Here is a 9,450-nt window from a genome sequence, read left to right as displayed (position 1 = left end):
ACAATTGATCCCCAGGATCAATCACTTAACATCCTCACCTCCGCAGACCAATAACTTGAAACTCTGGTTATGTGGTGGGTAGTCATGTGTATTGGCAAAGTCGAAAAAGATAATGTGAAATCACGTCTCACCATCGATCCGATACAAAAACCGCGCTTGGAGTGCAGCCACTTCGCGTCTGTCGGCAGAGAACTTGTCAAGAACTCGAATGCTCGCTTCGCAATACTTCCAAAAACAGGTTTGTAACTCGCGTCGGTTCAGGTTGCTTTCTGGTCACTGCAGCGAACCGTGTTCGGTATCGCGCTTCGTCCGGCAACACAATTCGCATCTTTTCCTGGTCCACAAAATCCTGCGCAAGATGGTCCGGCAGGTAGCCGATGTAACGCCCCGACAGAATAAGGATGGCCAGGGCCTGCTCGCTCTGAACTTTTGCAGAACGTTGAAAGCCCAGTTGCTGGCCTACAATTAGGTTCGGAGAGTTCACACTGAGCCCAACATAATTGTACCTCAGCAGATCACTTGTCGTCAGGTCGCGGTCAGGAACTTTGAACAGGGGGTGCTCTCGGCCGCAGTACAGGAACATGTTCTCGCCATATAACGGAGCATAGTTCAGGCTCGTCGAAGGCCGATGCAGCGCGATTATCCCGATGTCAAGCTGGCCACTGATGACCATGGTCTCAATTACATTTGGCGGCTCAAGCGACAGTTCGATCTGAACCGATGGGGCTGCTTCGTTAAATCGGTGAATCGCCCGCGCAAGTCTAGATTCGGGGTTCGAGGCGCATTGATCGAACAGCGAAACGCGGATCGTTCCCCCCAACTGTTCCTTGATTTCGCTCACTTCATTCCGAAATTGAGACACGGACACAAGCAAGTGATCCGCCGCCTGCAATACCTTTGCTCCGTCCTCGGTCACGGAGAAACCTGCAGGTCCACGGTTGCAAAGCTTAAGGCCCAAACGCAGTTCCAAATCCGTAACATGCTTTGAAATCGTGGATTTACCGATATTTAGCTCAACTTCCGCCGCGGATAATCCGCCGCTTTCGACAACTGTTTTAAACACGCGAAGCAACCGAATGTCGCTATCGCCAATGCGTGATGCAACCATATTTCACCTAAATTGCAAAGTTTGATATATGTGAAACCTGCCGCGCAAAGAATAACAACATAGAAACACCTTTCACAAGCTACTCTCTTCGAACCGAGGCAGAATCGGACCGTTCATCTCTCCCCAGAGCGGCGCGCACCTCGAAACCTGATAAACTGGGAGGACATCTATGTCATTCATCAAAAAGCTTGGCACCATGACTGCTGCCGTTTCGGTCGCGGCACTTATGGTTGCTGGCGCAGCCGACGCGAAGAACTTCAAGATCGCGGTAGGCGACAGCGCGGGCAGCGCACAGGAAGCCCTGGGGTTGGCTTTCGTCAAGGCGCTCGAAGAAAAATCTGGCGGCGAGCACACCGCGACGCTGTTCCTGAACGGCCAGCTGGGTTCCGAGCAGGACACTGTCAACGAGGCCGCAATCGGCACTCTGGACATGTCGCTGCTGGCGATCAACAACATCACGCCGTTCTCGCCTTCGGTTGGCGTGTTCACTCTGCCTTATGTGATCCTGTCGCTGGAAGATGCTGAAAAGCTGACTCAGGGCCCGATCGGTCAGGAACTGGTGGAAAACACCATTCGTGACGCAGGTGTGCGCATCATCGGCTGGACCTACACAGGTTTCCGTCGCCTGACCAACTCGAAAAAGCCGGTTAGCTCGGTTGCTGACCTGCAGGACCTGATCATCCGCGTTCCCAAGAACGAAATCATGATCGAAACCTACAAGTCCTGGGGCATCAACCCGACTCCGATGGCTTGGTCCGAAACCTTCACCGGTCTGCAGACCAAAGTTGTCGACGGTCAGGACAATCCGTATCTGACGATCAACGCAATGAAGTTCTACGAGGTCCAGGACCACGTAACCAACCTGCGTTACATCTTCTCGATCGAGCCGCTGATCGTTTCGGAATCCGTATTCCAGGGTCTGTCGGAAGAAGATCAAAAGATCGTTCTGGAAGCCGGTCAGGAAGCAACTCTGGCATCGGCACAGTTCCTGCGCGACTCTGAAGCTGCGATCAAGGAAGAGTTGACCGCCAAAGGCATGGAAATCATCGATCCTGAGAACGATGAAGCGGAGTTCATCGAACTGGCAACTGGCGCCGTATGGCCGCAGTTCTACGAGTCCATCGGCGGTGTCGAGAAACTGAACACAGTTCTCGAAGCCATCGGCCGCGACCCGGTCCAGCAATAATCGCCATAGAGCGATAAAGGAAAGAGCGCTTCGGCGCTCTTTTCATCTCAGGGAGGAGGGAATTCCGATATGTTCTGGAAATTTCTGGACAATATAGAAAGTGTCATCTGCCGGATACTCTTATCCGGTTTCGTTTGTTTGCTATTCGCCCAGATTGTCGCGCGTGAAGTCTTTGGCTTTTCGATCAGCTGGATCGAAGAGCTTTCGGTCTACATGTTCGTCTGGTTTGTCTACTTTGGTGCAAGCTACGCCGCCCTGAAAGGCGCGCATAACCGGGTGACATTCCAGTTCAAGTTCCTGCCTGACGGGTGGATCAAGTATATCGAAGCCTTCGCGGATCTGTTCTGGCTCTTTTTCAACGTCTACTTCCTGTACCTGGCCACGGACTTTGTCTTCAACAAGATGAACAAGTTCTGGAAATCCCAGACCCTGGGTATCGAGATGAAATATGTCTACATGGTGCTGCCTCTTGCCTTTGCGCTGATGACCTTCCGCATCATTCAGGTGAACTATCGCCGCCTGATCAAAGGTGAAGACATCCATGATCCTGATCAGATCGACCTCGATGAAATCAAAGCTGCCACCGAAGCAGCCAAGCACGACTGAGGCAGGGAGGAAAAACCATGGAATCCGAAATCGTCACAATCCTATTTGGATCGTTTCTTCTACTGCTGCTCATCGGCGCACCGATCACGGTTGCTCTGGGTGTGGCATCACTGTTCTCGTTCCTTTACCTGGGTGAGAACCCAATCAAGTTTGTGCAGATTGCCTTTACGTCGGTGGGTGCGTTCCCGCTGATGGCGCTGCCTGCGTTTATTCTGGCCGGGGCTCTTATGGAGGCCGCCGGTATCTCAAAACGCCTGATCAATGTCGCCGAAAGTCTGGCCGGTCCTTTCACCGGCGGTATCTCGGCTGCAACGGTTATGGCGTGCCTGTTCTTCGGTGCTATTTCGGGCTCGGGCCCGGCGACAACTGCGGCCGTGGGGATGCTGATGATTCCAGCAATGATCGACCGCGGTTATGAGCGCGGCTATGCCTCTGCGATTACTGCTTCCTCAGGTGGTCTCGGGATTATTATTCCTCCCTCCATCCCGATGGTGATCTTCGGCATTGCCGCGCTCGGTATGGCGCCGCCTGTTGAAGCGGTCGAAAAATTCGGCACCTTCCAGTCGGTTTCGATCTCGAAACTGTTCATCGCGGGCTTTGTTCCGGCCTTCCTGATCGCAAGCAGCTTGTTGATCCTCAACTTCTTCATGTCGAAGAAACGTGGCTACAAAGGTGTGGCCGAAGGCTGGTCGATCCGCCACGTGGGCTGCGAGATGTACCGTGGGTTCTGGTCGCTGATGGCGCCGCTGGTGATCTTGGGCGGTATCTATACCGGCTTCTTCACACCGACCGAGGCTGCGATTGTCGCGATCTTCTACACCCTAGTCGTTGGCGTGGTCATCTACCGTGAACTGACATGGCAGTCGCTGTTCCAGTCGCTGGAAGCCACCACATGGCTGACGGGCCGCGTTCTGCTGATCCTGTTCACCGCAACCGTGTTCGGCCGCCTGCTGGTGGAAAACCAGATCCCGGCGATCATCGCGGACTCGATGCTCAGCTTCACCGACAACCTCTATGTGATCTGGGCGCTGATCATCTTCTTCCTGCTGTTCGTCGGCATGTTCATGGAGACGCTGGCCACCATCCTGATCCTGGTTCCGGTGATGTTGCCGGTTGCCTATTCGGTGGGTATCGACCCGATCCACTTTGGTGTGGTGATGGTCTGTACGCTGGGTATTGGTTTCCAGACGCCGCCGCTGGGTGAGAACCTGTTCATCGCATCGGGTATCTCGAACATTACGATCGAGCAGATTTCGCTGCGCGCATTGCCCTTTGCAGCGGCCAACACGATCGCGATTTTCGTCATTGCGTTCTTCCCCGAGTTGTCGCTATGGCTGCCAAGGCTGCTGGGCTACTGACCTGAAAGGATGATGTTATGAAACAAATGGTGACAAATATCCTGTTCGCTACCGATCTGTCGGAGAATTCAGGTCATGCCATGCGCAACGCCGCGAGCATTGCCATGGCAACGGGGGCAGAAATTCACGTGCTGCATGTGAACGAACCCTTGTCCGATGACGCCAAGATTACGATGGACATGTTCATCCTGAACGAGGAAACACGCAAATCCGCCTCAAAGCGGCGCCATGAAATGGTGCGTAAAGTTCTTGCAGAACGGCAGGCAAAATTTTGGGCGCAGTTCGAAGGCGAAGATGCGAAAATCCGCGACCAGGTGTCCTCGGTCGAGGTCACCGACGGGCACCCGGCCGAAGTGATCCTGCGACGCTCGGTCGAGATGGGATGCGACCTGATCGTGCTTGGCGCGCATGACCACGGCTTTTCGCACACGTTCCTCGGTACGGTGGCAAAACGGGTCCTGCGCCGGTCGAAAATTCCGACACTCATCGTTCCGAACCCGGACGAAGTCTGACGACACCCATGGGCCGCTGCAATCGTAGCGGCCCATGCTTTTCGCCGTGCCGCGCGAAAACACCAAACGATACCTGAGTTAGCTTCATTAACAGAGCTTAAGGTTTCGGTGTCCTCTCCTTAACAACCAGTTCCTTTATTTGAATTGTGACCAAAGCCGCAATCCAAATTCAGGAGGAGAAGACCATGGAAGCGACACAGACCGTAACCCCGAACCGCAACGTTTTTTCCACGCTGTTCGCGGACTACGCAGAAGCCCGAACCGAGCACTTCCGCCGCAGAATTTTCGCCAACACAGTGCGGGACCTGGAGGCGTTGAACGATCGCCAATTGAGCGACATCGGTGTCCCTCGGGACGAGATCAAGCAACGCGCCTATCAAAGCGTGTATCACGGCGTACCTTATCGGCAGTAACGACGTGCCGGACAGAAAAGTACCCGTTTTTAACCAGTTATGAGGTAACAGATCATGTTTGATGTCATCCCGCCCGGCAAGCAACCGAACATATCGGAAAGCGCCCTGCTGCTGTTTGATCGTGCCATGCGTATGCGTGCAATCAGCGTCGATATTGTGCGCGCCGCGCAGTACCTGAACGGGTATTCCGATCAGGAACTGTCTGAGCTCGGCATAAACCGCAGCGACATTGAAGATACGATTCAGCGCTACATATGACCCGCTGGCAAACGCCGAGCTAAAAAGGAAAAGCGAAACAAAGCCACTCTGGTGTGCCAGAGTGGCTTTTCTTACGCGAGGTGATCCACAACCTGCAAATGCTGGGCCAGTTTGTCGATCTCGGCAATCCAGCCCTGCACCAGTTTTGGATCGCTAGGTGCGGCGTGAACGCCGACGGCAATCTCGCGGTTCAAAACGGCTTCGACCGCCAATGAAACGGGGATCGAGACCAGGCGCGCCATCGCCGTGCCCCGCGCGTCGCCCCAGGCATCCATGACGTAGGTTTTGTGCCAGACGGGTACGCCGTCTTTCTCAGCCTTCAGCCCGACGCACAAAACCACGCGGTCCGGTTCCCCATCGTCATAGGCGTTCTCGTCCCAGAACTGATCCGACATTTCCTTCAGGCGCGCATCGCCTTCGGGTCCGGACAGGTTTTCAATCTCTTGGAACACGTCGGACCATGCATCAGCCCAGCCATTCAGGCGCAGGGTGCCACGGACGAATTCCTTGACGGTCCAGTGATCTTCGAACTGATACTCTTCCATGAAAGGCAAAGAGTCGCGGTTCGGATAGACCTCGAAGCTTTCAGGCGTGGGCAGCGGGGCGGTGTAGCTGCTGATCGCGTCCCACGGGCGCGCCACGTCAAGCGGTGCATAATCGCGGATCGACTTGGACGGCGAACGCAGCGCTTTCAGCACACCCAGCGGGGACCAGCTGAACTTGTAGCGGAACGGATTGGGGTTTTTCGGAATGCCACCGCAATACGAGATAAAGCTCAGATGGTTCTGTGCATCAAACGCATCCGAAGCGCGATAATCGGTGACCAAGGCGTGCGCCATCAGGTGGTCAATACCCGGATCCAGCCCAACTTCGTTCACCAGCGCCACCCCAGCCTCGCGCGCTTTGCCATCCAGCGCGCGCATCTCGGGCGCGATGTAGGAGGATGAGACAAAGTTGGCTTCTTTGGAAATGGCCAGTTTTGCTAGCGGAACGTGCCAATCGCCCGGCAGCATCGAAACGATCACATCGCCCTTCTCCAACACAGCCCCCAGCGCGTCGCTGTCGAATGTGCGGATGTCGTTGGTCAAATCCCCAACTTCGGCCTTGGCTTTGTCAATGGTCCGGTTCCAGACGGTAACCTTGTGTCCGCCTTCGATAAGGCGGCGCAGGCCGGGAATGGCCGACAGGCCGGTGCCACACCAATGGATGGTCATCGTTTAGATCCCTTCGATATTAGATTTGTAGGTTGCCGCTGCACGACCCCAGACGCCGCTGTCCAAATCGGTCAGGGTCAACAGGGATGGTAGCAGTTGCGCGGCATAATCTTCGGAACTTTCGACCGGCAGCATCGAAGGCAGGTTGTCGATTGCCATGACGTCCATAACCGGGTCGGTCGCAACCCGCAGGGCGGGGGCATCCCATGTTGTGGCGCGGTCATAAACCGGTACGGGATTGTAATCGCTGTCCGGGTCGCAGGCGACATCACCGATGGCTGTCAGGTTGCGCGGGCCATTCAATGCCTCGCGCGGTACAAAAACCGGAGTGCCGGGGCGGGCGAAGATGCAATTCAGGAACAGGTCGTGATCAAGAATTTCGGGGAAAGGCCCACCGCTGGCGGTTTCGGCCATGTCCCACTTGGTGACGGTGACACCCATCGCCTCGCACAGATCGGCGGCGCCTGTGCCAACGCGTCCCAGGGCTCCGATGACGATGGAGCGGGGGCGGTCCGCATCTGTTGCATCTAGTTCGGCAAGAAGTTCTGCGTTCAGGACATCTTTGCTTGGGTACACACCGACCGCAGGGCACTCTTCTTCGCGCTGCTGCGCTGCCCATGTCTTGAGGGTGACAGCCGCACCGGCATAACCAGCCCAATACCCAAAGGCCGCGACACGACGACCATCCTCATCCACAAGGTATTCAAGATCATATAGCGTTCCGCCCCCAGCCTTGAACCGTTCCAACAGGGCACGACCAGAGTGCTGACCCTTGTAGGCATGGCCAAACATGATGTGGCGATGGGGCAAGGGTGTGCCATCCTCTGGCAGCTCTTTCAGGCCAAATATGATTGCGTCCTGAGGGGCATCTGGCCAAGAGTTCTCGGGTGCAATCTCGCAGCCAGCCGTTTTGTATCCGTCAGTCGGAATGGCACGCGCATGGCTTTCTTCGACTGTCACACGGATGCCCGCCGCGATCAGCGCTGCGGCCCCCTCGGGGGTCAAGCCAACCCGGTCTTCGTTCGGGCGCTGCTCTGCCCGGACCCAGAGATGTGTCATGTGTCGTCCTTTGTTCAAAGCATCCCGGCGGCACGCACCGCCTGAACCGAGGCGCGCGCCTCCATCGCCTCGCGGAACGCGAGGATTTTGGGAAAGGCCGACACGTCCACGCCGTCGCCTTCCAGCCAGCTACAAACCACATACAGATACGCATCCGCCAGCGAGACCGTATCGCCCAGCACAAATGGCCCGCGCAGGCCGTTCGATACAATATATTCACAGGATGCCGTCATGTTCTGGGCAACCTTGCCGGACATGTCTTTCCAGCTGGCTTTCTTGTCGGCCCAGCGGTGCCCACGCAATTTGTGCGCGTGGTTCACATGCATGGTTGAGGCCAGATAGTACATCACTTCGCGCATTCGGGCCGCCATAACAGGGTCACTGGGCACAAGGCCTGCCGCAGGCGCAATTGCTGCGATATACTCCAGCAATGCCCCGGTTTCAGTCAGGATACCACCATCAACCACTAAAGCCGGCACCCGGCCTTTTGGGTTGATCTGCTTGTATGCCGGTTTCGTCTGTTCCCCTTCGGCGAAATCCAGACGAACCGCCTCATATTCCAGACCGGTTTCTTCCAGTGCGATGGCAACGGCGATCGAAATGGTGCGGGGGGCGTAGTATAGCTGCATCAGGGGACCTCCGGGCTTGGGTTACAGATGCGTCTGCGCAAACTGTCTGTCGGGCGCTTCCAGATGCGGAACCGCGTTAAACAGGACAGGGCTCAACTGCGCGCCGATTGGGTGCAAACGGTGCATGGACGTGTTCATGATGGCAAGAGCCACCCGCGCCATTGCAGGTATGTCCAGCCCCATTGCCTGTCGCACCACCATCGAGATCAACCCGCCAGAGGTCACGACAATCGCTGGACCGCCGTCGGTTCCGATGTCGCGCAGCGCGTCCGAGACACGCGTCTCGAATTCTTCAAATGTTTCTGGCGTATTCTCGATCTCGCCTCTGGCCCAGGCGGCGAATGTGCGGGGCAAATGCTCTACGAACCCTTCTCGGTCAGTAGGAACCGCAACGCCGTGCTGCTCTTCGTACAATTTTGCGATGTTGAAATACTCGACTTCATTCAACCGGGCGTCTCGCATTGGTTCGGGCAGGCCCATGCTGGCGGCCGTTTCTACATGACGTGACAGGGTTCCGCAAAAGACTCGTGGGTAGAACGCTTGTGTGGATTTCAGATGCGCGCCCAGCCAACGCGCTTGCTGATGGCCCAGATCGCTGAGCTTGTCATAGTTTGCTTCGTCGCGTGCGGCGGTGTTGGCCTGCCCGTGACGCACCAATGTGATATGTGCCATTGCGTCCCCTCTTGTGCGAAGTCTTAGGGCAGGTTCATGTCCGGTGCCAGAGCGCTTTGGCAGAAAGCGTCCAAAAATCAGAATGATGGTTCAACGGTTTCTGACCGGCGCAGAAATTTGCCCATGTCTCGCCACATGCGATGTTGCCTAACGGAAAAAGGTTTCCTATAGGATACAAAGTCACTGCATGCGCCTGTATACATGCCGCTGCGACATCTGCCTCGAGGGGACAATAGACTGTCAGCAAACGAAGCCTGTTGACTTGTTGCGCAGTCGTAGGAACCTTGGTGTCAATTGGCGACACTACAGAGATAACGTTGCATTCATGCGGCGATGTTGCCAAGGGTTTAGGAAAGGTCTCTGCCATGTCTGACGTTCTCAAGCGCACTCCCCTTTACGACTTACATGTTGAGTTGGGAGGTAAGTTGGTTGATT

General features: G+C 55.8%; 11 protein-coding genes. 6 read left to right on the top strand and 5 right to left on the bottom strand.

The annotated features are described in order from the left end of the window. Positions 1-196: 196 nt before the first annotated feature. Positions 197-1,108, bottom strand: coding sequence for a LysR family transcriptional regulator (locus GOW16_RS22260; RefSeq protein WP_170419732.1), 912 nt, complete (start codon positions 1,106-1,108; stop codon positions 197-199). A gap of 169 nt (positions 1,109-1,277) precedes the next feature. Here GOW16_RS22260 and GOW16_RS22255 point away from each other — a divergent pair, with 169 nt between their 5' ends. The 6 genes from GOW16_RS22255 (at position 1,278) to GOW16_RS22230 (ending at position 5,441) form a co-directional block, all read left to right on the top strand. Next, entirely contained in the window at positions 1,278-2,294 is a 1,017-nt protein-coding gene (locus tag GOW16_RS22255) for a TRAP transporter substrate-binding protein (RefSeq protein WP_170419731.1), read from the top strand. Between the two features lie 69 nt (positions 2,295-2,363). Continuing rightward, complete coding sequence (locus tag GOW16_RS22250; RefSeq protein ID WP_170419729.1) at positions 2,364-2,900, top strand: TRAP transporter small permease; 537 nt, start codon at positions 2,364-2,366, stop codon at positions 2,898-2,900. A gap of 17 nt (positions 2,901-2,917) precedes the next feature. Beyond that, positions 2,918-4,258: a TRAP transporter large permease gene (locus tag GOW16_RS22245; RefSeq protein WP_170419727.1), complete on the top strand. Its 1,341-nt coding sequence runs from the start codon at positions 2,918-2,920 to the stop codon at positions 4,256-4,258. Positions 4,259-4,275: 17 nt separating this feature from the next. Further along, positions 4,276-4,770 carry a universal stress protein gene (locus tag GOW16_RS22240; RefSeq protein WP_170419725.1) on the top strand — a complete coding sequence of 165 codons (495 nt, stop codon included), beginning with the start codon at positions 4,276-4,278 and terminating at the stop codon, positions 4,768-4,770. Positions 4,771-4,955: 185 nt separating this feature from the next. Further along, positions 4,956-5,183 (top strand): DUF1127 domain-containing protein, encoded by a 228-nt coding sequence (locus GOW16_RS22235; protein WP_170419723.1) that lies wholly within the window; start codon positions 4,956-4,958, stop codon positions 5,181-5,183. 54 nt (positions 5,184-5,237) lie between these two features. Continuing rightward, on the top strand, positions 5,238-5,441 hold the full coding sequence (locus GOW16_RS22230) for a hypothetical protein (protein ID WP_170419721.1): 204 nt from the start codon (positions 5,238-5,240) through the stop codon (positions 5,439-5,441). A gap of 71 nt (positions 5,442-5,512) precedes the next feature. On the opposite strand, the gene GOW16_RS22225 is transcribed toward GOW16_RS22230, so the two are convergent. The 4 genes from GOW16_RS22225 to GOW16_RS22210 are packed head-to-tail and all read right to left on the bottom strand — an operon-like array spanning position 5,513 to position 9,015. Then, a complete protein-coding gene (locus tag GOW16_RS22225; RefSeq protein ID WP_170419719.1) occupies positions 5,513-6,655 on the bottom strand; it encodes a saccharopine dehydrogenase family protein in 1,143 nt (380 codons plus the stop codon). Between the two features lie 3 nt (positions 6,656-6,658). Beyond that, complete coding sequence (locus GOW16_RS22220) at positions 6,659-7,714, bottom strand: saccharopine dehydrogenase (RefSeq protein WP_170419717.1); 1,056 nt, start codon at positions 7,712-7,714, stop codon at positions 6,659-6,661. A gap of 14 nt (positions 7,715-7,728) precedes the next feature. Beyond that, positions 7,729-8,343: a glutathione S-transferase family protein gene (locus GOW16_RS22215; RefSeq protein WP_170419715.1), complete on the bottom strand. Its 615-nt coding sequence runs from the start codon at positions 8,341-8,343 to the stop codon at positions 7,729-7,731. A gap of 21 nt (positions 8,344-8,364) precedes the next feature. After that, positions 8,365-9,015: a histidine phosphatase family protein gene (locus tag GOW16_RS22210; RefSeq protein ID WP_170419714.1), complete on the bottom strand. Its 651-nt coding sequence runs from the start codon at positions 9,013-9,015 to the stop codon at positions 8,365-8,367. Between the last annotated feature and the right edge of the window lie 435 nt (positions 9,016-9,450).

The sequence above is a fragment of the Ruegeria atlantica genome, assembly GCF_013033965.1.
Taxonomy (GTDB): Bacteria; Pseudomonadota; Alphaproteobacteria; order Rhodobacterales; family Rhodobacteraceae; genus Ruegeria; species Ruegeria atlantica_D.
The sequence above is the reverse complement of the archived record's forward strand: the minus strand, read 5'-3'. Positions and strand labels throughout refer to the sequence as shown.

Excerpts from the sequence above, each read along its gene's own strand:
- GOW16_RS22225 (WP_170419719.1), bottom strand. The coding sequence starts at position 6,655 with ATGACCATCCATTGGTGTGGCACCGGCCTGTCGGCCATTCCCGGCCTG.
- GOW16_RS22260 (WP_170419732.1), bottom strand. The coding sequence starts at position 1,108 with ATGGTTGCATCACGCATTGGCGATAGCGACATTCGGTTGCTTCGCGTG.
- GOW16_RS22230 (WP_170419721.1), top strand. The coding sequence starts at position 5,238 with ATGTTTGATGTCATCCCGCCCGGCAAGCAACCGAACATATCGGAAAGC.
- GOW16_RS22215 (WP_170419715.1), bottom strand. The coding sequence starts at position 8,343 with ATGCAGCTATACTACGCCCCCCGCACCATTTCGATCGCCGTTGCCATC.
- GOW16_RS22235 (WP_170419723.1), top strand. The coding sequence starts at position 4,956 with ATGGAAGCGACACAGACCGTAACCCCGAACCGCAACGTTTTTTCCACG.
- GOW16_RS22240 (WP_170419725.1), top strand. The coding sequence starts at position 4,276 with ATGAAACAAATGGTGACAAATATCCTGTTCGCTACCGATCTGTCGGAG.
- GOW16_RS22250 (WP_170419729.1), top strand. The coding sequence starts at position 2,364 with ATGTTCTGGAAATTTCTGGACAATATAGAAAGTGTCATCTGCCGGATA.
- GOW16_RS22220 (WP_170419717.1), bottom strand. The coding sequence starts at position 7,714 with ATGACACATCTCTGGGTCCGGGCAGAGCAGCGCCCGAACGAAGACCGG.
- GOW16_RS22210 (WP_170419714.1), bottom strand. The coding sequence starts at position 9,015 with ATGGCACATATCACATTGGTGCGTCACGGGCAGGCCAACACCGCCGCA.
- GOW16_RS22255 (WP_170419731.1), top strand. The coding sequence starts at position 1,278 with ATGTCATTCATCAAAAAGCTTGGCACCATGACTGCTGCCGTTTCGGTC.
- GOW16_RS22245 (WP_170419727.1), top strand. The coding sequence starts at position 2,918 with ATGGAATCCGAAATCGTCACAATCCTATTTGGATCGTTTCTTCTACTG.